Annotated in this window: 22 protein-coding genes; 16 read left to right on the forward strand and 6 right to left on the reverse strand. The window is 73.6% G+C overall.

Annotated elements, in window-relative coordinates; all coding sequences use genetic code 11:
• Window positions 1–26: 26 nt before the first annotated feature.
• Window positions 27–740, reverse strand: a complete 714-nt coding sequence (locus OG392_RS29310) for a ScbR family autoregulator-binding transcription factor (RefSeq protein ID WP_329284333.1) — start codon at window positions 738–740, stop codon at window positions 27–29.
• 95 nt (window positions 741–835) lie between these two features.
• On the opposite strand from OG392_RS29310, the gene OG392_RS29315 reads away from it, so the two are divergent.
• Window positions 836–1,786, forward strand: a complete 951-nt coding sequence (locus OG392_RS29315; protein ID WP_329284335.1) for a ScbA/BarX family gamma-butyrolactone biosynthesis protein — start codon at window positions 836–838, stop codon at window positions 1,784–1,786.
• A 23-nt stretch (window positions 1,787–1,809) separates the two neighbouring features.
• Window positions 1,810–2,772: an NAD-dependent epimerase/dehydratase family protein gene (locus tag OG392_RS29320; protein ID WP_329284337.1), complete on the forward strand. Its 963-nt coding sequence runs from the start codon at window positions 1,810–1,812 to the stop codon at window positions 2,770–2,772.
• A gap of 84 nt (window positions 2,773–2,856) precedes the next feature.
• Here OG392_RS29320 and OG392_RS29325 read toward each other — a convergent pair whose 3' ends face one another.
• Together OG392_RS29325 and OG392_RS29330 are read right to left on the reverse strand one after the other, a co-directional pair.
• Window positions 2,857–3,504 carry a ScbR family autoregulator-binding transcription factor gene (locus OG392_RS29325; protein WP_329284338.1) on the reverse strand — a complete coding sequence of 216 codons (648 nt, stop codon included), beginning with the start codon at window positions 3,502–3,504 and terminating at the stop codon, window positions 2,857–2,859.
• 341 nt (window positions 3,505–3,845) lie between these two features.
• Complete coding sequence (locus OG392_RS29330; protein WP_329284340.1) at window positions 3,846–4,349, reverse strand: hypothetical protein; 504 nt, start codon at window positions 4,347–4,349, stop codon at window positions 3,846–3,848.
• 330 nt (window positions 4,350–4,679) lie between these two features.
• Between OG392_RS29330 and OG392_RS29335 the strand changes: the two genes are divergently transcribed.
• The 7 genes from OG392_RS29335 (at window position 4,680) to OG392_RS29365 (ending at window position 14,472) form a co-directional block, all read left to right on the forward strand.
• Complete coding sequence (locus OG392_RS29335) at window positions 4,680–6,230, forward strand: vanadium-dependent haloperoxidase (RefSeq protein ID WP_329284342.1); 1,551 nt, start codon at window positions 4,680–4,682, stop codon at window positions 6,228–6,230.
• A 131-nt stretch (window positions 6,231–6,361) separates the two neighbouring features.
• A complete protein-coding gene (locus OG392_RS29340) occupies window positions 6,362–6,901 on the forward strand; it encodes an HPP family protein (RefSeq protein WP_329284343.1) in 540 nt (179 codons plus the stop codon).
• Between the two features lie 178 nt (window positions 6,902–7,079).
• Window positions 7,080–7,991 carry a sulfurtransferase gene (locus OG392_RS29345; RefSeq protein ID WP_329284346.1) on the forward strand — a complete coding sequence of 304 codons (912 nt, stop codon included), beginning with the start codon at window positions 7,080–7,082 and terminating at the stop codon, window positions 7,989–7,991.
• Window positions 7,984–8,409, forward strand: a complete 426-nt coding sequence (locus OG392_RS29350) for a cupin domain-containing protein (RefSeq protein WP_329284348.1) — start codon at window positions 7,984–7,986, stop codon at window positions 8,407–8,409. The genes OG392_RS29345 and OG392_RS29350 overlap by 8 nt, the downstream gene beginning before the upstream one ends.
• A gap of 584 nt (window positions 8,410–8,993) precedes the next feature.
• Complete coding sequence (locus tag OG392_RS29355) at window positions 8,994–9,470, forward strand: cobalamin B12-binding domain-containing protein (RefSeq protein ID WP_329284350.1); 477 nt, start codon at window positions 8,994–8,996, stop codon at window positions 9,468–9,470.
• Window positions 9,467–12,766 carry an FAD/NAD(P)-binding protein gene (locus OG392_RS29360; protein ID WP_329284352.1) on the forward strand — a complete coding sequence of 1,100 codons (3,300 nt, stop codon included), beginning with the start codon at window positions 9,467–9,469 and terminating at the stop codon, window positions 12,764–12,766. The genes OG392_RS29355 and OG392_RS29360 overlap by 4 nt, the downstream gene beginning before the upstream one ends.
• Complete coding sequence (locus tag OG392_RS29365) at window positions 12,763–14,472, forward strand: acyl-CoA synthetase (protein WP_329284355.1); 1,710 nt, start codon at window positions 12,763–12,765, stop codon at window positions 14,470–14,472. The genes OG392_RS29360 and OG392_RS29365 overlap by 4 nt, the downstream gene beginning before the upstream one ends.
• 142 nt (window positions 14,473–14,614) lie before the next feature.
• Here OG392_RS29365 and OG392_RS29370 read toward each other — a convergent pair whose 3' ends face one another.
• Window positions 14,615–15,193 carry a TetR/AcrR family transcriptional regulator gene (locus tag OG392_RS29370; protein WP_329284357.1) on the reverse strand — a complete coding sequence of 193 codons (579 nt, stop codon included), beginning with the start codon at window positions 15,191–15,193 and terminating at the stop codon, window positions 14,615–14,617.
• A 144-nt stretch (window positions 15,194–15,337) separates the two neighbouring features.
• On the opposite strand from OG392_RS29370, the gene OG392_RS29375 reads away from it, so the two are divergent.
• On the forward strand, window positions 15,338–15,886 hold the full coding sequence (locus OG392_RS29375; RefSeq protein WP_329284360.1) for a carboxymuconolactone decarboxylase family protein: 549 nt from the start codon (window positions 15,338–15,340) through the stop codon (window positions 15,884–15,886).
• A 151-nt stretch (window positions 15,887–16,037) separates the two neighbouring features.
• Window positions 16,038–17,051: a LysR family transcriptional regulator gene (locus tag OG392_RS29380; protein ID WP_329284363.1), complete on the forward strand. Its 1,014-nt coding sequence runs from the start codon at window positions 16,038–16,040 to the stop codon at window positions 17,049–17,051.
• Between the two features lie 183 nt (window positions 17,052–17,234).
• On the opposite strand, the gene OG392_RS29385 is transcribed toward OG392_RS29380, so the two are convergent.
• Entirely contained in the window at window positions 17,235–18,743 is a 1,509-nt protein-coding gene (locus OG392_RS29385; RefSeq protein ID WP_329284366.1) for a right-handed parallel beta-helix repeat-containing protein, read from the reverse strand.
• Window positions 18,744–19,050: 307 nt separating this feature from the next.
• Between OG392_RS29385 and OG392_RS29390 the strand changes: the two genes are divergently transcribed.
• The 5 genes from OG392_RS29390 (at window position 19,051) to OG392_RS29410 (ending at window position 22,047) form a co-directional block, all read left to right on the forward strand.
• Window positions 19,051–19,647 (forward strand): TetR/AcrR family transcriptional regulator, encoded by a 597-nt coding sequence (locus tag OG392_RS29390; RefSeq protein ID WP_329284369.1) that lies wholly within the window; start codon window positions 19,051–19,053, stop codon window positions 19,645–19,647.
• A gap of 112 nt (window positions 19,648–19,759) precedes the next feature.
• A complete protein-coding gene (locus tag OG392_RS29395; protein ID WP_329284371.1) occupies window positions 19,760–19,957 on the forward strand; it encodes a hypothetical protein in 198 nt (65 codons plus the stop codon).
• Between the two features lie 69 nt (window positions 19,958–20,026).
• Window positions 20,027–20,233 (forward strand): cold-shock protein, encoded by a 207-nt coding sequence (locus OG392_RS29400; protein WP_329284373.1) that lies wholly within the window; start codon window positions 20,027–20,029, stop codon window positions 20,231–20,233.
• Window positions 20,234–20,264: 31 nt separating this feature from the next.
• Window positions 20,265–20,627, forward strand: coding sequence for an ArsR/SmtB family transcription factor (locus tag OG392_RS29405; RefSeq protein WP_329284375.1), 363 nt, complete (start codon window positions 20,265–20,267; stop codon window positions 20,625–20,627).
• A 133-nt stretch (window positions 20,628–20,760) separates the two neighbouring features.
• Window positions 20,761–22,047: an MFS transporter gene (locus OG392_RS29410; protein ID WP_329287521.1), complete on the forward strand. Its 1,287-nt coding sequence runs from the start codon at window positions 20,761–20,763 to the stop codon at window positions 22,045–22,047.
• Here OG392_RS29410 and OG392_RS29415 read toward each other — a convergent pair.
• Window positions 21,996–22,160: a hypothetical protein gene (locus OG392_RS29415; RefSeq protein WP_329284378.1), complete on the reverse strand. Its 165-nt coding sequence runs from the start codon at window positions 22,158–22,160 to the stop codon at window positions 21,996–21,998. The genes OG392_RS29410 and OG392_RS29415 overlap by 52 nt on opposite strands.
• Window positions 22,161–22,243: the final 83 nt, after the last annotated feature.

Here is a 22,243-nt window from a genome sequence, read left to right on the forward strand (position 1 = left end):
GCTCTGGGACCGGCCGGTCGGTTTTGTTAACCAGGGGTGTCCGCGAGATGGACCTCGTCCCTCCGGAGCCGACTGGCGTCGTACTCGGCACCGAGGAGCACGGCGCGGCCCTCGGTCATGTCGAGACGGGGCAGCAGGGCCGGGGTGCAGATGCTCGGCAGGAAGTGCTGGAGCAGGACCGAGACCCGGTGGGCCAGGTCATTGCGGTCGCACAGGATCTGGGACATCGCCTGAATCCCCGAGAAGGCGCCGGAGAACAGCTCGGCGGTGTCCGTCACGTCCACATGGACGAGCAGTTCCCCCCGCGCCTTCGCGACCATCAGGATCTCCGACACCTGGTCGATCCACGCCCGGAAGGGAGCGGCGCGGTCGACCCCGGTGGCGCCGCTGTCCAGCGCCAGGGCGACACTCGCCCGCACCAGCGCGTCCCGCTGCAGCCGGTGGGTCAGCAGGAAGGCCTGGTCCGCGAGTTCCTGGAGCTTGACCTCCTGCGGAGCCAGCGGCACGTCGAGCATCTGGGCGTCGAGCACGCCGACCGCAAGATCTTCCTTGGAAGCAAAGTGGAAATACAGAGCTCCCTTGGTCACCCCGGCGCGCACCAGGATCTCGCCGATGGTCGTCCGCTCGTAGCCGCGCTCCGCGAAGACGGTGGCGGCCGATTCGAGGATCACCCGTCGGGTTCGGATTGCACGCGCTTGCTGCGCCAAGGCGCCTCCTGCTGTCTCGCTGTCTGTGCTCAACGTGTGACGTGAAGCATTGAAAAGAAAACCGCGCTGTACGTATTCTAATTCGGGCGGACACACCGCCCAGGGGTGCGGGGCTGCAAGGGGGATCCATGGATCGGAACGGACGAGGAACGGCTGCACACGTCCCCGGGGAGTTCGTTCACCGGGCGGATCCCGCGGACATCATCCCCACGGGGTGGACTCAATTGCGGGAGAATCGGTTCTCCGTCTCTGCCCGCTGGCCTGCCTCACATCCCTTCTTCGCTCCTGTGGCAGGGGACCGTCACGACCCCGTATTGGTGGCCGAGACGATACGCCAGACCACCATGCTGATCGCTCACGCCGAGTTCGGGGTACCCGTGGACGACCAGTTCGTCATGTGGGGCCTCTCCTACCGGGCCGATCCCGAGGCGCTCACCGTCGACGGACTCTCCTCCGACGTGACCGTCGACGTCATCTGCTCCGACCTCAGCAGCCGTGGCGGCCGCCTCCGTGACCTGCGCACCACCCTCGTGCTCACCCGCGACGGCCGGTTCCTCGGCACCGGCACGGCCCAGGCGCGCTGCACCTCCGCCCTCGCGTACCGCAGGATCAGGGGCGAGCGGATGGCGGCGCTCGGCCGGCCCGTCCCGCTGATCCCCGAGGTCGCTCCGCACCTGGTGGGCCGCGAGGACGCCAAGGACGTCGTCCTGAGCCCGGGCAACCGCCCCGACCAGTGGCAGCTGCGGATCAACACCGCCCACGCCACCCTCTTCCGGCGCCCCAACGACCACGTGCCCGGCATGGTGCTCCTCGAAGCGGCCCGGCAGGCTGCGACGGCGACGATCGGCAGCGGGACCTTCCTGCCCACCGTGATGGACGTCTCCTTCTCCCGCTACGCCGAACTCGACAGCCCCTGCTGGATCGAGACGGAGACCGTGCCCGGCGCCGACCCGTCGACGACCACCGTCCGGATCGCCGGCCGGCAGGACGGCCACTCCGTCTTCCAGTGCACCCTCACCTCCCCGTTCCGCGAACTGGCGGTGGCCGGGGCCGGCGCCGGCAGCCGGCTGGCGGGCTGAACCGGATCGACACGATCGGCACGATGAGCACGATGGCACCCCACCTCCTGATCACCGGCGCGACCGGCTTCATCGGCAGCCGGGTCAGCGCGGCCGCGGCGTCGGCCGAGGACCCCCCGCGCGTGCGTCTGCTGGCCCGCCGCCCGCAAGGCGCCCCGGGAGAGCCGCCGGCGGGACCGGAACCCGAGACCGTCCTGGGCGACCTCCGCGACCCCGGCTCGCTGCGCCACGCCTGCGAAGGGATCGACGTACTGATCCACTGCGCCTCGGCGATCGGCGGAGACGCGGAACTGGCCCGCGCGGTCAACGACGAGGGCACCCGCGCACTGGTCGACGCCGCCCTGGCCGCCGGGGTGACCCGGATCGTCTCCCTGAGCACCGCGTCCGTCCACGGCCGCGGCCCCTTCCGGGCCGCCGCCCCCGGCAGTCTGCCGCTCGCCCCCGTCTCGGAGACCAGCCGCACCAGGGCCGCCGGCGAGCGGTACGTCCTGGACGCGGGCGGGACCGTGCTGCGCCCGCACCTCGTGTACGGCACCGGCGACCGGCAGCTGATCCCCGGCGTGGTCCGGCTCCTCGCCGCCCTGCCGGCGCCGCTCGACGGGGGAGCGTCCCTGCACTCCCTGATCGACGTGGACAGTCTGGCGGGCGTCCTGCTCGGGGCCGCGCTCTCCTCCGCGACACGACCGGGTCCGTACTACGTCCAGCACCCCGAGCCGGTGCCGGTCCGCACGCTGCTCGCCGCCGCCGAGGACCTGCTCACCCACCGGACGGGGAGGAGCCGGGGACCGGCGGTCGACATCGCCGAGGCCCGCGCGCTGCTCGCCGGCGTCCCGTTCGCGCAGCACCACCTGGACATGCTCGCGACCGACCACTGGTTCGCCGACGACCGCCCCTGGCGGGAGCTCGGCCGCGACCCCGGGCCGGGCTTCGCCGCGGGCTTCGCCGACCATCTGCCCTGGTACCGGAGTCTCCTGGACGGTTCCTGAACCGGGTCCGCCGTGTGAGCCACGTGACGGTCGGCCGTCGAAGGGTCCGCCGTGTGGGCCCCGCGACGGCCGGCCGTCGAGCCGTCAGACGACCGGAGTGCGGGCGGCGGGCACGGCCGGGCTGCCCGCCGGATCCAGGGCGTCGAGCGCCCCGGGAGCGGCCAGCATCGGCAGGAGCGTCCGCCACAAGCCGGTGACGGTGTCGGGCGACAGCCACTCGCCGTTGTCACGGCACAGCGCCTCGAGTCCGACGGTGGCGGCCACCACCGTGCGGACGAGGTCCTGCTGGCCGCCGTGGCCGGTGGCGAGCAGGCCCTCGTCGGCCGCCTCGGCGAGCCGCTGCTGGACGCAGCTCTGCCACTCCTGGCGCAGATTCAGGTCGGTGCGGCAGCCCCGGGAGCAACTGAGCCGGTAGCCCGCGCGGACGACGACGTCCTCACGGAGCAGCCGGGCCAGGGCGTGCGTGGTGTCGGTGAGGTTCTGCAGGGCGTCGGACCCCTGCCGGTGGACGACGCGGGCCGCCCTGCGCAGGGCGGTGGACGCCTCGTGCTCGACGGCGGCGGCCACCGCGGGCTTGTTCTCGAAGTGGAAGTGGAGCGCGCCGGGGCTCACTCCCGCGCCCGTGCTGATCGCCGACAGCTTGGCCAGGGTGTAGCCGTGCCGGTCGAACTCCTCGGCCGCCGACCTGATCAACGCCTCGCGGGTCCGTGCGGCCCGTTCCTGTTTGGTCACCCGTGGCTCCAAGTAGCACCGTGCGTCGCGGTGACACGGGCGTGCGCCCCGCCGCGCCGTACCGCTCGACGCCTCCAAACCGACTGCTTGGTATTGTACGAGGTTTTCGTGCGGCCTTGAGCGCTTCGGTGCGGATCGGGAGTCCGGGCTCCTCCTGGTCGTGAACGGGCTGCGTACGCGGGTGGTGAGGGGGGTGGCGGGCAGGGCGGCGGACATGCTCCGGCGGGGCGCGGAGAACCTCAACGGGCAAACCGAGCCACAGGTTTGTTGTCCGCCGGCACGAGTGTCCTTCTCACGCACACGAGACCCGCTGAGCCGCATCGCGCGGAGGGAGCACGGACTCAGGGGCGGGGGTGCGTCGTCACCACGACCACGCCCGCGAGCAGCACCACGTTCTTGACGACGAACTCGCCGACCAGCGTGAGCAGCAGCGGGTTGGAGTGGGCGAAGGCCATCGACGGCGTGAGGACGAGCACCGCGAAGGTGCCGCAGAGATGGGCGGTCAGCACCGGCAGGGCCAGCGCGCGGGCGCGCCCCGACACCAGCCAGAGGCCGAGCGCCACCTCGGCCCAGCCCAGCGTGGGCACGAACCAGTCGCCCGCCGGGAACGGCAGCACGGCGACGACGAGCGCGGCCGCCGGGCTCAGCCCGATGACCTTGAGGACCCCGAACCACACGAACACGCCGCCCAGACCGGCCCTGAGCATGCCCAGTCCGTACCGGTGCAGGCGTGGCGCGAGCCGGTCGAAGCGGCCGAGCGGAGAGGAGGAAGCGGCGGGCGGCGGGGTGGCGCTCCCCGGGGCGGAAGAGGTGGCGGCAGGGATCACCTGGGAGGAAACGGTCATGCGCGGGCATCTCCATCACGAGTCGACGCGGGGGCCGGGCGGGGCCGTGCGGGCGGATCGAGGCCGGGTGGGGCGGAGCCGGGGCGGCGGACCGTTCGGATCACGCCGAAATCCCGGCAGGAGGATCGGACGCCGTGGGCCACGCTAACCACGTCCCGAGCACCCCCGCGACGCCCATCGCTTCCTTGCATGCCCGCTATGGAAGAAGTCGATCGGCCGTTGCCGCACGCGATCAAATCTCGCCAGCCTGAGCACTGTTCGAGTTTGCGGGTGATCCCTGGACTCGGACCGCGTCCATCCGCTCCCGGCAGCATGCGAAGGAATTCACGGATGTCCCACCGACCCGCCGCTCCCGCCTCCACCACGACCCCCGCGGCCCGTACCGCCCTCACCCGGCGCCGGGTGCTCACCACGTCGGCCGCCGCGGCGGGGGCGCTCGCCCTGCCCGGCACCGCCGCGTGGGCCGTGCCCACCAGCTTCGAGGCGGAGACGCGCACCGGCCGCCGCCGGCCCGGTGCCGTGGCCGACCCCAGCGTCGTCGTCCGCTGGAACCAGGCCGCGATGGACGCGATCCTCGGCCGCTACCAGGCCGCCGGCAACCGCTTCGGCCCCGCCACCGTGAACGCCCGGGCCCTCGCGATCATCCACAACGCCATCTACGACGCCTGGGCCTGCTACGACCACTGTGCCGTCGGCACCCGCTTCGGCGGCGCCCTGCGCCGGCCCCGCTCCGAGCGCACCCTCGACAACAAGAACGAGGCCATCAGCTACGCGGCCCACCTCGCCCTGCTCGACCTGTACCCCGAGTACAAGGTCGCCATCGACAACATGCTCCGCAGCCTCGGCCACGACCCCGAGATCACCGACCCCCGCCGCAACAGCCCCGCCTGGATCGGCCGCCGCACCGCGCAGGCCGTCCTCGAGTACCGCCACGCCGACGGCGCCAACCAGCTCGGCACCCCGGCCTACTCGGACACCACCGGCTACCAGCCGCGCAACACCCCGCAGATCGCCGGGGCCTTCGACCCGTCCACGGTCACGGACCCGGCCCACTGGACCCCGCTGATCGTCGGCGGCAAGACGCAGCGCTACCTCACCCCGCAGTTCGCGGTGATGCAGCCCTTCGCCCTGTCCCGCCCCGACCAGTTCACGGTCCCCGCGCCGCCCGCGTACCCCACCGTCCGGATGACGGCCGCGATCGAGGAACTCCTCGACATCAGCGCCAACCTGACGGACGAGCAGAAGGCCATCGCCGAGTTCTGGCTCAACGACGACGTCACCCCGCCCGGCGCGCAGCAGATGTGGGGCCGCTACGTCTCCGCCCGCGACGGCTACGGCGTCGACGAGGACGCGCAGATATTCTTCGGCCTCAACATGGCCGAGTGCGACGCCGCCATCGGCTCCTGGGCCGTCAAGGCCCAGTACGACTTCGCGCGCCCCTCGACCCTCATCCCGTACGACCGGCGCGGTCAGCAGATCCGCTCCTGGGGCGGCCCCGGCCAGGGCAGCGTCACCATGGACGGCGTCGACTGGCAGGCGTACGTGGCCGTTCCGCCCTTCCCGGCCACCGTCTCCGGGCACAGCACCTTCTCCGGCGCCGCCGCCGAGTTCCTGCGCCGGTTCACCGGCTCCGACTCCTTCGGCGACTCGTACCGCTTCAAGGCGGGCGCCTCCACCGTCGAGCCCGGCCTGACCCCGCGCACGGACGTCGTCCTGCACTGGCCCACCTTCAGCGAGGCAGCCCGGCAGGCCGGCATCTCCCGGGTCTACGGCGGCATGCACTGGAGCTTCGACAACGAGCCCGGCATCGAGATGGGCCACCGCATCGGCAAGGTCGTCCACCGGCAGGCGATGCGCTACTTCGGCGGCACCCACCGCTGACCCCGGCAGGCCCGTCCCGCGGTGGAAGCGGCACCCGCGGGACGGGCCGCCCGCCCCTCCTTCCCGAGGCCCCGCCCGTCCGGCCTCACGCCCCGCCCCGCCTCCGCCCGCCCCGCCAAGGAGAGAACACCGTGAGCAACCAGACCCAGACCCCCACGGGTGCGGCGACCCCGCCCGCCCGCGGCCGCTGGGCGGGCGGCGCCCCGCCCTTCCCCGGCAGCCGGCCCGCCGTCCTCGGCACCCTCGCCACCATCGTGTCCCTCGTGGTCCTGGTCGCCCTCGGCGAGGCCACCGACCAGCTCCTGATGATCGCCCCGCTGGCCGCCACCGCCATGATCATCTGCAGCACCCCCGTGCTGCCCCCGGCCCAGCCCCGGGGCGTCATGCTCGGGCAGGTCGGCTCCGGTGTCCTCGGCCTCGTCGCCGTCGCCCTGTTCGGGCACTCCCTCTGGGTGGCCGCCGTCGCCGCCGGACTCAGTGTCGGTCTGATGCTGCTGCTGCGGGCCGTCCACGCGCCCGCCGCCGCCACCGCCGTGCTCGCCGTCCTCCAGGACCCCGCGCCCCTGCGCTTCCTCGTCCTGCTCGCCGTCGGCAGCGCCCTGCTCGTCCTGGTGGGCCTGCTCGCCTCGCGCCTCGGCGTGATCGGCAAGTACCCGGCGTACTGGTGGTGACCGGCTCCCGCCGGCGGTGACTCCCCGCCGGCGGTGACTCCCCGCCGGGGGTGACCCCCGGCGGGGGCGCCTCCGCCGGCGGGACCTCCTCCGGTGATGTCCCGCCGGCGCTCACCCCGATGGTGAAACCCCCTCTCCTCGCCCGCACTTCCGCGTACTCACCCTCAACGGAGCGCTCGTGAACCGAGACAGACTGCTCGTCAGCTGTGAGCAGATCATGGAACAGCTGCGCAACCCCGAGGCCGGGGAAGAGAACACGGTCCTCGTCGAGATCACCGACGGCGGCAGCCAGCTGGGCCGGATCCCCGGCTCGGTCCGTCTGGACTGGACCGGTGACCTCCAGGACCCGGTCCGCCGGGACGTCATCGGCCCCGAGGCCTTCGCCGACCTCCTCGGCCGGCACGGCATCTCCGCCGACCACACCGTCGTCCTCCTCAGCGGCAACAACAACTGGTGGGCGGCCGCCGGATACTGGCAGTTCACCCTGTACGGCCACCGGGAGCTGCGGATCCTCGACGGCGGCCGGCTCCGCTGGGAGGCGCTCGGCGCCCCCCTGACCCAGGACGCACCGGAGCGAGAGCCGGTCCCGTACCCCGTACCGGCCGTCGACGAGACGATCCGCGCCCGCCGCGAGGACATGCTCGACCACATCGGACGCCACCAGATCCTCGACGTCCGCTCCATCGAGGAGTACCTCGGGCAGAGCAACACCCCGCCCGGCGTGCCGGAGGACCTCGGCGTGCGCTGCGGCCACGCCCTCTCCGCCGAACACATCCCCTGGCACACCGCCGTCCGCCCCGACGGCACCTTCCGTGACGACGTGGAGCTGGCCGCCGCCTACGCCGGGGTCCGCACCGACGCCCCGACCGTCGTCTACTGCCGGGTCGGCTGGCGCTCCGCGCACAGCTGGTTCGTGCTCAGCGAGCTCCTCGGTCTGCCCGACATCCGCAACTACGACGGCGCCTGGCGCGAGTTCGGCTCGCTCATCGGCGCCCCCATCGTCAACGGGCCCAAGCCGTGGGGTCCCGACGGCATCCCGTCCATCGTCGCCCAGCGCGACGCCGCCTCGGAGGTCCGCGCCCATGCCTGACGTGACCGTCTTCCGCAATGTGCTCCGCAACGGCTTCGACCAGACCGACCTGCCCTGGGTGCCGTGGACCGAACCCGGCCGCGTCGGCGTCGAGTTCGTCGTCCTCTGGGGTCCCGACCCGGACGAGGACGAGGACTCCGCCTCGCTGCTGCTGCGCTTCCCGCCCGGTGCGCACGGCGACTTCCACGAGCACCTCGGCCATGAGCTGATGCTCGTCCTCGACGGCACCCTCGACCACAGCGACGGGCGCCGCTTCCACCGCGGCGACCTCGTCGTCGAGGAGCCGGGCACCCGGCACCAGATGTCCAGCGCCGAAGGCTGCACCGTCCTCGCCGTCCGCGCCCGGCCGGCCGCCGCCCGCACCCCCGGGGCCGGCGAGATCACCACGGGCGTCGGCGCCGCGGCCGGCGGCGCCTGAGTCACCACCAGGCACCCCCCGGGCGCGCACGAACGCCCGGGCCCCGCAGGGTCACGAGGTCACCGGGTCCGCCCCCACGAGGGCCCGGCGGCCTCGGCCCCGCGCCGGGCCGGCACGCGTCGCACGCCCCGTTCGGCCGCCCGCGCGCCCGAGGCCCGACGCGTACGCGCCCGGGCCCCGACCCGCACGCGCGGCCCGACCCGTACCGGGCAAGGGTCCGCCCGTGCGCGGCCGGAGCCGCACACCGCCCCACCCGCGCCGCGCCCGTACGCCGCACCGACCGCGTCCGTACGGACACACGCCCGCTCCGTCCGTACGACGTCCCGCTCGCGTCGGCACGGGCCAGGGGGCCACGCCCCACCGCACGCACCCCGCGGCCGCCCCGAGGCGCGCGGCGCACCGAAGCGCGTCCGGCCGAGCCGCACCGCGCCCGGCCCGAGCACGCCCCGGCGGTTCACGGCCGCCCGAGCGGCCCGAGCCGCCCCGCAGTCCGCGTCACCCACGTACTCCGCGCCGTCCGCGTCGCACCCGCACCACGCCCGAACACCCGCCCGTCCGCCCGCACCCTTCCGGAGAGAGACGCCATGACCCCGTCCGCACGGCCCCAGCCCCTGCGCAGCAGTCCCGAGCCCTCCCGCCGGGTCCTGCTCACCACCGGTTCCTCCGACGCCCACACCTGGAACCTCGTCCACCTCCAGCTCTTCCTGGAGGAGCACGGGCACTCCGTGCTCAACCTGGGCCCCTGCGTCCCCGAGCAACTTCTCGTCGACACCGCCCGGATGACCAGCCCCGACCTCGTCGTCCTCTCCTCCGTCAACGGTCACGGCCACCAGGACGGACTGCGGGCCGCGCGCGCCCTGCGCGCCGACCGAAAGACCCGCGCCCTGCCCATGGTCATCGGCGGACTCCTCGGCATCTCCCCGGAGGGAGCCGCCACCCGCACCGCCGAACTCCTCGACGCCGGATACGACGAGGTGTACGCGGACGGCACCCCGCCCACCGCTCTGCTGCGCCGGCTGGCCGACCTCGGCGGCGCGTGTACCGGGCGGGCCGCGGCTTGACGACCAACGCCCCGCCCCCGCTCGCCCCCGGCGATCTCGGCGCCTTCGTCCAGGAGTCGGCCGCGGCCGGTGAACTGGTCGTCCAGCCCCGGATGGGGATGGTCGCGCCGGAGGTGATGGCCGGCGGAGTCGCCGCCGTCGCCGCGCTCCCCGAAAGGACCGTCGCCACCCTCACCATCGACAGCTACACCCGCGTCGGCGACCACGCCGCCGCCACCGCCGCCCTGCGCGCCGGCCGGCCCCTCAACGGGTTCCCGCTGGTCAGCCACGGCCCCAAGACCACCGCACGGGTCGCCGCGGCGGCCGGACGCGCCACCCCGGTCCAGGTCCGGCACGGCTCCGCCGACCCGCTGGCCATCTTCCGCACCATGGCCGCGGCCGGGCTCGCCGCCTCCGAGGGCGGCCCCGTCTCGTACTGCCTGCCCTACGGGCGTACCCCGCTCGCCGAATCCGTCGCCGCCTGGCGCGACTCCGTCCAGTTCCTCACCGAGGAGAGCCGCGCGCACGGCCGCCGGGCCCACCTCGAATCCTTCGGCGGCTGCCTCCTCGGCCAGCTCTGCCCGCCGTCGCTGCTCGTCGCCGTCTCGCTCCTGGAGTGCCTGTTCTTCGCGGCCAACGGCGCCACCAGCGTCTCCCTCAGCTACGCCCAGCAGACCCATCCCGCCCAGGACACCGGTGCGCTCACCGCGCTGCGGCTGCTCGCCGACGAGTTCCTGCCACCGTCCGTCGACCGCCACATCGTGCTCTACACGTACATGGGCGTCTATCCGAGGACCGTGCCCGGCGCGAGGCTGCTGCTCCGCCGCAGCGCCGAACTCGCCGTCAGGGGCGGGGCGCAGCGCCTGATCGTCAAGACCGAGACCGAGGCGCACCGCATCCCGACGGTCGAGGAGAACCTGACCGCCCTGCGGATCGCCGCCGACGCCGCCCGCTCCGCGCCCCGGCGCGGCACGCACCACGCCGCCAGGTCCGCCGCCGAGGCCGACGCCGAGGAGACCCTCGTCGAGGCGCGCGCCCTGGTCACCACCGTCCTCGGGCTCTCGGACGACCTGGGCGTCGCCCTGCTCAAGGCCTTCGACCGCGGCCTGCTCGACGTGCCGTTCTGCCTGCACCCCGACAACCGGGGAGCCGTCCGGTCCACCGTCGCACCGGACGGACGCCTGCAGTGGACGGACCTGGGCGCGCTGCCGCTGCTCACCACCAGCAGGAGGACCATTCCGATGACCTCACGCCAGCTCTCCGGCATGCTCGGCCGGGTCGCCCGTGAGCACGACCAGGCCGCGGCCGCCCATCCGCCGCCGGACCCGGTGCCGCGGGACACCCCGGTGCCGTCCGCGAAGCCCCTGCGGATCGCGTTCGTCGGCATGGGCCCGCGCGGCCTCTCCGTACTGGAGCGGCTCGCGGCCCGCTGCGCCGAGACGCCGCCCGCCCGGCCGGTCGAGGTCTTCGCGGTGGATCCGTACGAGGCGGGGGCCGGGCGGATCTGGCGGACGGACCAGTCGCCGTGGTTCCTGATGAACACCCCGGCGCAGGAGGTCACCATGTTCTCGGGGCCGGCCGACGACGGGCCGCACCGGCCCGGCGCCGGACCCTCCCTCGGCGAGTGGTGGGCCGCGGACGACCCGGCGGGAGCGGAGCCCGAGGGCTACGCGCCCCGTGCCGTCTACGGCCGCTACCTCGCCCATGTCATGCGGCGGATCGAGGAGAACCTGCCGCCGTCCCTCACCGTCCACCGGGTCCCCGCTCGGGTGATCTGCGCGGACCGGGGCCGCGGCGACGGAGGCACCGACGGGGCCACCCACCGGCTCAGGCTCGACCGCGGTGACGTCCTCACCGTCGACCGGGTGGTCCTCGCCACCGGCCACCCCGTCAACGAGCTCGACGCGGGCCAGCGCGACTGGACGCGGTTCGCCCGCGAACACAGCACACCCGCCCGTCCCGTCCGCTACATCGCGGGCGGCTCGGCGAGCGAGATGCCGCTCGCCGCGATCCCCGCGGGCGCGAGCGTCGGCATCCTCGGCATGGGGCTCACCTTCTACGACATCCTCACCGAGCTCACCCTGGGGCGCGGCGGCACCTTCACCGAGGGCTGCGACGGGCTGCTCTACCTGCCCAGCGGCAAGGAGCCCCGGATCCTGGCGGGCTCGCGAGGAGGAGTGCCCCTGCTCACCCGGGGAGCCAATCAGAAGAGCCCCGAACACCGCTACCACGCACGGCTGTTCACCGCCGAACGGATGGCCGCGGTCCGGGCGGAGGAGGCCCCGCTCGACTTCGAGGAGTCGGTCCTGCCGTGGCTGCTCGCCGAGGTCAATCTGGTCCTCCTCGCCACCCGGATCCGCCAGGTCCACGGCCCCGAGGCCGCCGACGAGTTCACCGAGCGCGGCGCGCAGGCCCTCGCCGACCGGCCCGACCCCCGGCCCGACCTCAGGGTCCTGGAACGCCTCGCCGCGGGCTACCGCGTCGACGCCCGGCCGATCGCCGGACTCGACGCCCTCGCCCGGCCCTTCGGCAGCCGGCGCTTCGGCTCCCCGGCCGAGTACCACAAGGTGCTCACCGAGTGGCTGCGCGCCGACCTCTTCGAGGCGCGCCAGGGCAATGCCGAGGGGCCCCTGAAGGCGGCCGCCGACGTCCTCCGGGACGTCCGGCAGACGATCCGTACCGTCGTCGACTTCGGTGGGCTCACCCCGGCCTCGCACCGCTGGTTCCTCGCCGAGTTCGGTCCGGTCGCGGCGATGGTCTCGACCGGACCGCCGCCGCTGCGCTCGGAGCAGTTCCTCGCGCTGCTCGCGGCCGGTGTCCTCGAACCGGTCGGCCCGGGCGCCCGGTTCGGGGCGGATCCGGTCGAGGGGCGGTTCGTGGTGGAGTCGACGCAGGTGGAGAACTCCTGGGTGCCGCTGGACGTGGTCGTGGACGCCCGGGTGCCGGGCACGGACCTGGCCGCGGACCGGGACCCGCTGATCCGGTGCCTCATGGCGGACGGGGAGATCCGTACCTTCACCAACGCGGCCGACGGGGCGGAGGAGTTCGCCACCGGCGGCCTGGACTGCACCGACTCCCCGTTCCACCCGGTGCGGGTCGACGGCTCGGTGGACACCAGCACCCATGTCCTCGGCATCCCGAGCGAGTTCACCCGCTGGTTCACACAGGTGGGCAGCGGCCGGCCCGGGCGGTGGGGCTCGTTCACGCGGGACGCCGACGCCATCGCGGAGGCACTGGTGGGGGCCGCGGGGGTCGCGGAGGGCGACCGGTCGGGCCGCCCGGTGACCGGCTCCGCGGTGCTCGGGGGTATCGGGTGAACGGCGTCTCCGGAACAGCCGCCCACGAGGAGTACCGGGCGGCGCGGGATCTGCTGCTGCGGCTCCGCGGCGACCGGGAGGCGGCCTGTGCCGCCTTCCGGTGGCCGCGTGCCGAGTACTTCAACTGGGCCCTCGACTGGTTCGACGTCATCGCCGAGGGCAACGACCGGCCGGCGCTGGAACTCCTGGGCCGGCCGGGCCCGGACGGCGACGTCCCCGTCGTCGACCGGGTCTCGTTCGCCGAACTCCGTTCCCGTTCCGATGTGTTGGCGACGGCACTGCGCGCGCACGGGGTCCGGCGCGGCGACCGCGTCCTGATTCTCCTCGGCACCCGCGCCGAGCTGTGGGAGACCCTGCTCGGCTGCGTCAAACTCGGCGCCATCGTCGTCCCCGGCTACCAGGACCTCACCGCCGCCGAGGCGGCCGACCGGATCGACCGGGGCGGCATCAGGCATGTGGTGAGCGCACCCGAACTCGTGCCTCTGCTCGACGAGTTGTCCGGAGCGGGCTCGGTGCCGGGGGTCCGGGTGGCCGTCGGCGGCACGGACCGGGCCGGCTGGGTCCCGTACCCCGACACCCGTCGTCCCGGAGGGCCCCGCTTCGTCCCGGCCGGGCCGACCCGCGCCGCAGACCCGTCGTTCTGCTACTTCACCTCCGGGACGACCTCGTTGCCCAAACTCGTCGAGCACAGCCACGCGGGATACGGCGTCGGGCACCTCTCCAGCCTGTACTGGAGCGGTCTGCGCCCCGGCGACCGGCACCTCAACCTCTCCGCCCCCGGCTGGGCCAAGCACTCCTGGTCCAGCTTCTTCGTGCCCTGGGCCGCGGAGGCGACCGTGCTCGCGCCCCCGGACGGCGGCCTCCCGCCGGCCGCGCTGCCGGGCGCCCTCGCCGCACATCGCGTCACCAGCTTCTGCGCGCCGCCCAGCGCCTGGCGGTCCCTGCTCCCGTACGTGAGCGGGGGCACGGCGGCACCGCGGCTGCGCGAGGCGACGGCGGCCGGAGAACCCCTGACCGACGAGACGGTGAGACGGATCGAGGCGGCGTGGGGCGTACGGGTCCGCGACGGCTATGGGCAGACGGAGGCGACCGCGCTCATCGGCCGCGCCCCCGGCGGCACGGAACCCCTCGCCCCGCTCGGGCACCCGCTCCCCGGCTACCGGATCGTGCTGCGCGACCCCGAGACGGGGGAGCGGGGGGCGTCGGGGGAGGTCTGCGTCGATCTGACGGAGCGTCCACCCGGGCTGATGCGCGGGTACGCGGGGCTGCCCGAGCGCACGGCGGAGGCGTTCGCCGACGGTCTGTACCGCACGGGCGACCGGGGCGAGCGGTGCGCGGACGGCTCGATCCGGCTGCTGGGACGGATGGACGAGGTCTTCAAGTCCCACGGCCACCGGGTGTCCCCGATGGAGATCGAGGCGGTGCTCCGCACCCACCCGGAGGTGGCCGACGCGGCGGTGGTGCCGTGCGCGGACCCGGAGGGCGGCCTCGCTCCGTACGCGGTCGTGGAACTCCGCCCGCAGAGGAGAGAGTTGATCACCGATGTGCACGGGCGCATCGGGGCGGAGCTGCTCGCGCTCGCCGCCGAGCGGCTCGCGCCGGTCTTCGTGCCGCGCGGGGTCGAGGTGGTCGCGCGGCTCCCGCGCACCCGCTCCGGCAAGGTGCGCCGGAACGCACTGCGCCCGGTGGCACCCACCCCGCACTGACCTGGACACCCGCCCCGCACCGAGGGCGGAGGACCCGGACGCCGCCGCACGGCGGCGCCCGGGTCCTCCGCCGCCGGCACTAGGGCCTGTCGTCACACTCCCGTCGTCGCCCCGAGGGCGGACGGGAGTGTGACGACAGGCCCTAGACCCGCGCCGTCTCCCGCTCCGCCGTCCTCAGCAGGACCTCCGCCACGCTCCTGGCCCGTACCGCCGCCTCCGGTGTGCCTTCGCGGAGGGCCGTCACGATGGCTCCGTCGCCGAGCAGGGCCAGCTGGCGGGCCAGGGCCTCGTGGTCGTGGTAGCCGCCCTCGGTGAGCAGCCGGTCGAGGACCGCGATGACCTTCTCCTTGTGCTCGGCCGCCACATGGTGGGCCGGGCTGTCCGGATCGGCCGTCTCGACCATCGTGTTGATGAAGGCGCAGCCCCGGAACGAGGCCGCGGCGAAGCGTTCCGCGAGGCCGTCGAAGAGCGCCAGCGGCAGCTCCTCGGGGGAGCGCCCGCTCGCCGCGATCCTGCCGTCGAGCCAGGCGCGCCACATGCCGTCCCGGCGCCGCAGGACCTCGACGACGACATCGTCCTTGCTGGGGAAATGGCGGTAGAAGGAGGCGCGGCCTACTCCGGACTCGGACAGGATCCGCTCGATGCCGACGGCCCGGATCCCCTCTTCGTAGAACAGACGCTCCGCCGCGCTGAGGAGCCGCTCTTTCGCGTTCGTGGCCATACCAGACGGTACCACTCGGTGCCGTATAGGTGATCCCGCAATCAAAAGGGGAGTGCCTGCCTCCCGTTGCGCCAGATGGAACCGATCGGTACCGTCTCGATGGTACCGATCAGTTCCATCTTGGTCCGGCTCAAGGAGAGCTCCATGCCCCGCCTGCCCCAACTGACCGTAGAGACCGCCAACGAGGAGCAGCGTGAGCTGCTCGAAGGCACCCTCAAGCAGCTCGGCAAGCTGCCCAACCTGTATGCCGCGCTGGCCAACGGCCCCGCCGCCCTCCGCGGTTACCTCGCCATGCGCGAGGCCCTCGTCGGCGGCAGCTTCAGCGCCCGGCAGCGCGAGCAGCTCGCGCTCTTCATCGCGCAGCACAACGACTGCACCTACTGCGTCTCCGCGCACACCCTGCGCGGCGGCAAGGTCGGCCTGAGCGAGCAGGAGCTGCTCGACACCCGCCACGGCAGCGACGCCGGCGACCCGCACATGGACCAGGTGCTCCGCTTCGCCGGTGCCGTCATGGCCACCGGCGGCCGTGTCACCGACGCCTCCCTCGCCGACGCCCGCGCCGCCGGCGTGACCGACGCCGAGATCGCGGAGATCGTCGGCCACGTCGCGCTCAACGTGCTGTCGAACTTCTTCAATCACGTTGCGCAGCCGGACTTGGACTTTCCGTTGGTCCCGGCGCAGCTCGCCGAGTAGAGTCTTCGCGGCCGAGCAGGGGTGCCGGGCGCGAAGGGGCGTCCGGCACCCCTGCGGCTTGTGCGACAACCGACTGGGGCGATCGAAGCGGGTGGACGACCAACCACCTGATGCGAGGAACTGCCGCCTGCGCGGCAGGGGGGAATTTCACGTGGACATCGACGCAAGAACCCTTCGGACCTTCCGCGAGGTGACCCTGACCGGGTCCTTCACCCAGGCGGCGCGACGCCTCGGGTACTCGCAGTCCAGCGTCACGGCACAGATGCGTGCCCTGGAGAGGCAGGTCGGCGAGCCCGTCTTCGAACGGCTCCCCAACGGCGTCCGGCTCACCCACGCCGGCACCGTCCTGTGCGACTACGCGCGCCAGATCCTCACCCTCGTCGGTGAGATGGAGACCGCCCTGCGCCGGCCCGCGGCCAACCCGCCCCGGCTGACTGTGGGCATCGTCCCCGCCCTCGCGTACGGGCAACAGCTCGCCCGGGTCACCCACATCGGGCGACGGCTCCTCTCCGGCGTCCAACTCGCCTTGCGCGTCATGGGAACCGCCGAGGTCCACGACGCCTTCCGGGCCGGCGCGATCGACGGCGCCCTCGTCCTCACCGTCGTCGACGCCGAGGACCCCGTGGTCCAGCTCGCCGACCAGCTGCACACCGAGCGCTCCGACGAACTGACCGAAGTACGCCTCCAGGAAGTCGAGTTCATCCCCGTCACCAGCGTCGGCCACCGACGCGGCAACCTCGGCCGCCAGGTCGTCATCGCCGACCCCGACTGTCCCTCCCAGCGTTGGCTCCCCGAGTTCCTCCGGCTGCGCTGCGACAGCCCGCCCGAGATACACGAACTCGGATCCATGGCGGGCGTCCGCGCCGCCACCCAGTCCGGCCTCGGCTGCGCGATGCTCCCCATGGCCCTCGCCGCCTCGCACCAGGAGGCCGGGGGACTGAGACCGCTCCCCGGTGTGCCCCGGATGCGCTGGAACGCCTCCCTCGTCCTCGGCCGCTCCGACACCCGGCCCGCCCTCGACTGGCAGAACCTGACCGAGACCCTCCGCCAGGCCACCGCCCTCTCCTGTGCGGTCCACCCCGGCGAGCCCGGCCCCGCGAGCCCGGTCGACGTCCTCGGCGACGCGGCCCCGGCCCTCGACCCGGACCCGAGCATCGCCTCGTAACCCCCACCCCACAGACCGGTGCCACGGCGCACCGCCGTCTCCCCCCGGCCCCACCCCCGACCGGGTCCAAACGGGAGCGACGGCGCGCCGTGGCACCTCCGTCCCACCGCCCCCTCGGTGCCCGGGCGGCCGTACTGCGCACCCCCGGCGCCTGACACCGGCCCGCCGGGGGTGCGCCGCGGGCTACATGCCGGGGCCGTTGTAGGCACCGCGGTGCGGCTTGGTGGTCGCCGACACCGGGTTCCCCCAGTAGTCGAGGCCCCCGCTGCCGCCGATCACGGATCCGTTGTTCAGCGCGGGCGACGTGGCGCGCAGTTTGTACCCGTCGGCGGAGCCGAGCGAGTCTCCGCCCGTGCCCGGGTTCACGAAGTGCGGGTCGCCCACGATGCCGTTGGCCGTGGGCCTCGGCACGCCCTGGAAGACGTTCCAGAGCCAGGAGATGCCCGCGGCCGTCGGCAGCCGGGAGTCGGTGGTGCCCACCCAGATGTTGTTCTCGACGACGCTCTCGTCGGGGAGGGTGATGCTGAACTTCTTGTCGGTGCAGTAGAGGACGTTGTTGTACATGCGCAGCGCGGACCGGCCCGCGCTGACGCTGCTCATCCGGCAGTCGTTCTCCGAGATGTTGTAGCGGATGACCTGCTGGGCGCCGCCGATGGTGCCGCACCCGTCGCAGTCGAGGAAGAAGCCGCCGATGTTGTCGCGGCTGAAGTTGTACTGGATCAGGCAGGTGCCGGTGTTGCCCCAGTCGCAGTCGAAGGCCTGGCTGTCGGCCACGGACATCCTGGTGATCCCGTACACCGCGTTCTTCTGGATGGTCGGGTTGTGGTCGCCGAGCACCCAGATGCCGGCGAAGTTGCCGCCGGAGAAGGGGTACGCGCCGTTGCCGACGCCGGAGGCGTTGTTGTACTGGATCATCGGAGCGTCGGCGTAGCTGGCGATGATGCCGTCGCCGCCGACGTCCTTGATGACGTTGTGCTCGATCAGGACCCCGGAGCCCTTGACCGCCATGGCGCCGACACGGATCTTGACGCCGCCGCCGCCGGTGTTGCTGATGTGGTTGTCGTGGACGTGGACGTCGTGAAGGGTGGAGCCGGTGCCGCTCGCCCCCGTGACGATGCCGGCGGACTGGACGAAGTCATCGGTGGTCGGGCTGTTCTTGTTCGTCTGGCCGGCGACCCGGTCGACGACCAGACCGCCGATGTCGAAGCCCCGGTGCGCCTGTCCGTCGGTCGCGGAGATCCGCAGTCCGGTACGACGGGCGAGGGAGGCGGCGGGGTTGGTCAGCTTCAGGCCGCTGATCCGCCAGTGGTCCTGATTGATCAGGGAGACGGCGTCCGGGGCGCCCCCGCCGTCGATCACGGGCAGTGCGCCGCTGCCGTAACTGGTCAGCGTGATGGGGGCGTTGGCGGTTCCGCTGCCCTTGGGGGCGAGAGTGCCGGTGCAGGTGGTGCCGGACGCGAAGGCGAGGGTGTCCCCGGCCGCGTACGTCCGCCCGTTGGCCTGGGCGATGCTGTTCAGCGGCGAGGCCTGACCGCCGTCGCCGGCGGCCGGGCGTGAGCAGTCCACGTAGGTGGTGCTCCCGGCGGCCGAGGCGGGCGCGGTGGGGAGGGCGACGCCGCCGGCGAGGGCGAGCGCGACGGCGGCGAGCCCACCGACCACCGCACGCCGCCCCGGGAATGCCTCCATGGTCATGACGCGACACCTTTCTCGAGGTCTGGTGCCGCCAGAAGCTAGGTGTGGCCGATGAGCGAGTCAATGCAAAAGTGTCGAATGATCGAATATCGATCAGGATGCGGTTGATTGGTCGACTCCGGGCCGGAGCCACCGCGCCGCGTACGGGCCGGAGACGCCGTGCCGCGTACGGGCCGGAGACGCCGTGCCGCGTACGGGCCGGAGACGCCGTGCCGCGTACGGGCCGGAGACGCCGTGCCGTACCGGGCCGCGAGAGGGCTCCGAGCGACGGTTCCGGGCGGGGCCCGATGGATAAAGTGGGGCCACGATGACACGTTTCCGCGAGAGCGTCCGGTCCCTGCTGCGCGAGCAGGTGCTCGACGCCGCCTACCGCCTCGTCGCCGCCGACGGGTGGGGTGGGCTGCGCATGACCTCGATCGCGCGCGCCGCCGGTATCAGCCGTCAGACCCTCTACAACGAGTTCGGATCCAAGGAGGCCATCGGCAAGGCCCTCGTCCAGCGCGAGCTGGAGGGCTTCCTGCTCGGGATCCAGGGTGAACTCGACGCACACCGGGGCGCATTGGAGGCCGCGGCGGCGGCCGGGGTCGGCTACACGCTGCAGCAGGCCGTGGACAACCCCCTCGTCAAGGGTGTCCTGCTCGCGGACCGCGGTGGCGAGGACGACCTCCTCGCCTATCTCACGACCCGCCCGGAACCGGTCTTCGGCACGGCGATGACGATGCTCGACGCGTACGCCGCCGAGGCCTGGCCCGATGTGGACGAGGAGTCCCGCGGGCTCGCGGTGGAGACGATCGTGCGGCTCACCGTCAGTCACATCGTGCAGCCGGTGGCGTCCCCGGAGGAGTCGGCGCGGCGCATCGCGGCGATCACGGCAAGGGTCGCGTACCCGGGTGGCAGGGCCTGAGGAAGGGCCGGCGAGAGGCCGGGGCGGACGGCCCGCGGGAACCCGGCGGGCGTCGGAAGGGCAAGAAGAGGCCCGGTGTCGGACACGGGGGATCTCCGGCACCGGGCCTCTGTTGAATATTCTACGAGACTCGGGGCAGTGGTCTGCACCACCCGCCGCCGCCACCGAGGACGGCCTCTTCGACGCCCGGTACGCCGAGGTGATCAAGGGCGGCGGCGTCGCCCCACGCGCTCCCCGGCAGCGGTGCGCGACGGCCGCGGAGCGGCTCACCACGGGCGAACAGCGGGCGCAGGGGGTAGTACTCGTCTGAGACGCGGTGCGGCCGAGCGCGGCGCCCTCGCCCCTCGGTCGCGTCGCCCGTGACGACGAGGAGGCCGCCGTGGAAGGCAGAAGCAAGGGGTTCGTCCATTCCTTCAACCGCGCCGGCGGGTACGGATTCGTCGTCCCTGTGGGCTCCGAGGAGCAGGTCTGGTTCAGCGTCGAGGACATCGAGGGCGAGGGCCGCACGCTCTCCGAGGGCCAGCAGGTCTCCTTCGTCCTGGTGCTCGGAGAGGGCCGCTTCGAGGCCAAGGAGCTGCGCGTCTGAGGCCCGCCCGTCCGCTGCCTACGATGGGCGCATGTCTGAGCGCGTAGATCCCGCGGCCGCGGCCGCCCGGCCGCACGAGCGGACGCCGGGGGCGCTCGAACTCTCGGCGGCGGCGGAGGTCTTCGGCCTGCTCTCCGACCCCACCCGGCTGCACCTCGTCTGGCTGCTCACCCGTGGCGAGGCCGATGTGACCGCGCTGACGGCGGCCTGCGGGGCCGCACGCCCCGCCGTCAGCCAGCACCTGGCCAAACTGCGTCTCGCCGGTCTCGTCCAGTTCCGCAAGGACGGCCGCCGCGTCGTCTACGCCATGCCGGACGGGCATCTGAAACGGCTGGTGGTCGAGGCGATCAGCCGCGCCGACCACGAGGTGAGCGGCGAACCCTGGCACGACTGAGCGCCTCGACCGCGCCCTGACCGCGCGTCGACCGCGACCTCCTGGCGTCAACATGTGCGCAAGCATGCACATGTCCGCTACGTTGGTGCAGTCCGCAGTCCGCAGTCCGCCGTGGCCGACCGGGGGCGTCCTCATGCTGTCCGTGCTGCGCAATCCCACCTACCGCCGCCTGTTCGGGGCACAGGCCGTCGCCCTCGGCGGCACCGGGCTGGCGACCGTCGCCCTGAGCCTCCTCGCCTACGACCTGGCGGGCGCCAACGCCGCCGCCGTCCTCGGCACCGCCCTCGCGATCAAGATGGCCGCGTACGTCGTCCTCGCCCCGCTCGTCGGCGCCCTCGCCGACCGGGTGTCCCGGCGGGCGCTGCTCGTCTCCATGGACCTGGCGCGGGCGGCGGTCGTGCTCGCCCTGCCGTTCGTCGGCCGGATCTGGCAGGTGTACGTCCTGATCCTGCTGCTCCAGGCCGCCTCGGCCGCCTTCACGCCGGCGTTCCAGGCGACGATCCCGCAGGTGCTGCCCGACGAACGCGACTACACCGGCGCCCTGTCGCTCGCCCGGCTCGCCTACGACCTGGAGAGCCTGGCGAGCCCGGTGCTCGCCGCCGCGCTGCTGACCGTCGTCCCCTACGCCTGGCTCTTCGCCGGCACCGCCGCGGGGTTCGTCGCCTCCGCCGTCCTGGTCCGCACGACGTCCCTGCCCGACCGGGATCCGGAGCCGGGGCCGACGGGCGGCGCCGTTCCCCGCCCCCGTGCGTACGCCAGGGCGGTCGCCGGCATCCGGCTCGTCCTCGCCGCCCCGCGACTGCGCGCCCTCCTCGCCCTCGACCTGGCCGTCGCGGCCGCCGGGGCGGTCGTGCTCGTCGACACGGTCGTCCTCGTCCGCGACACCCTCGGCCGCCCCGCCGGGGACGTCCCCCTCGCCCTCGGCGCGTACGGCGCGGGCTCGATGGCGGTGGCCCTGCTGCTGCCGCGCGTCCTGGACCGGGGTGGCGACCGGGCCGTCATGGTGCGGGCCGCCTTCGTCCTGCCCGGGGCGCTGGGGCTGCTCGCCCTCGGCCTCGCGCTCCCGCCCGGAGCATGGTCCTGGCCCGGCCTGCTCCTGGTCTGGCTGGTCACGGGCGCGGCCGGCTCGGCGGTGCTCACCCCGGGCGGCCGGGTGGTGCGCGGCTCCGTCCGGAGCGGGGAGCTGCCCGCCGCCTTCGCGGCGCGCTTCTCCCTGTCGCACGCCTGCTGGCTGTTCACCTATCCGCTGGCAGGCTGGCTCGCCGCGACGGCCGGCCCGGCCGCCTCGGCGGCCGTGCTCACGGCCGTGGCGCTGGCGGGGGCCGCGGGCGCGGCGAGGCTGTGGCCGCCCCCGGACCCGAGCGCGGTTCAGCGCGGCAGTCGCATCTCCAGTCCGTCCAGAACCACCTCGAGTCCGTAGAAGAACTTCTCGTCCCGGGTGGCGACCGGGTCGGCCGGCGCGTACACCGCGGCGTCCGCGTAGGCCGCGGTCAGATGGTCGTGCCCGGCGGCCGCCTCCTGTGCGGCGGGCATCAGGTCGGCGATGAGGTCGCCCTCCGTCCGTCCGGGACGGCAAGCAGGCGCCGACAGGCACCACCGACGTCCCCGGCACCACA

It is taken from the genome of Streptomyces sp. NBC_00691 (genome assembly GCF_036226665.1).
Taxonomy (GTDB): domain Bacteria; phylum Actinomycetota; class Actinomycetes; order Streptomycetales; family Streptomycetaceae; genus Streptomyces.

Coding starts and splice junctions, on each gene's coding strand:
- OG392_RS29315 (WP_329284335.1), top strand. CDS start 836: ATGGATCGGAACGGACGAGGAACGGCTGCACACGTCCCCGGGGAGTTC.
- OG392_RS29320 (WP_329284337.1), top strand. CDS start 1,810: ATGAGCACGATGGCACCCCACCTCCTGATCACCGGCGCGACCGGCTTC.
- OG392_RS29330 (WP_329284340.1), bottom strand. CDS start 4,349: ATGACCGTTTCCTCCCAGGTGATCCCTGCCGCCACCTCTTCCGCCCCG.
- OG392_RS29335 (WP_329284342.1), top strand. CDS start 4,680: ATGTCCCACCGACCCGCCGCTCCCGCCTCCACCACGACCCCCGCGGCC.
- OG392_RS29350 (WP_329284348.1), top strand. CDS start 7,984: ATGCCTGACGTGACCGTCTTCCGCAATGTGCTCCGCAACGGCTTCGAC.
- OG392_RS29355 (WP_329284350.1), top strand. CDS start 8,994: ATGACCCCGTCCGCACGGCCCCAGCCCCTGCGCAGCAGTCCCGAGCCC.
- OG392_RS29370 (WP_329284357.1), bottom strand. CDS start 15,193: ATGGCCACGAACGCGAAAGAGCGGCTCCTCAGCGCGGCGGAGCGTCTG.
- OG392_RS29375 (WP_329284360.1), top strand. CDS start 15,338: ATGCCCCGCCTGCCCCAACTGACCGTAGAGACCGCCAACGAGGAGCAG.
- OG392_RS29385 (WP_329284366.1), bottom strand. CDS start 18,743: ATGACCATGGAGGCATTCCCGGGGCGGCGTGCGGTGGTCGGTGGGCTC.
- OG392_RS29390 (WP_329284369.1), top strand. CDS start 19,051: ATGACACGTTTCCGCGAGAGCGTCCGGTCCCTGCTGCGCGAGCAGGTG.
- OG392_RS29405 (WP_329284375.1), top strand. CDS start 20,265: ATGTCTGAGCGCGTAGATCCCGCGGCCGCGGCCGCCCGGCCGCACGAG.
- OG392_RS29410 (WP_329287521.1), top strand. CDS start 20,761: ATGCTGTCCGTGCTGCGCAATCCCACCTACCGCCGCCTGTTCGGGGCA.
- OG392_RS29415 (WP_329284378.1), bottom strand. CDS start 22,160: ATGCCCGCCGCACAGGAGGCGGCCGCCGGGCACGACCATCTGACCGCG.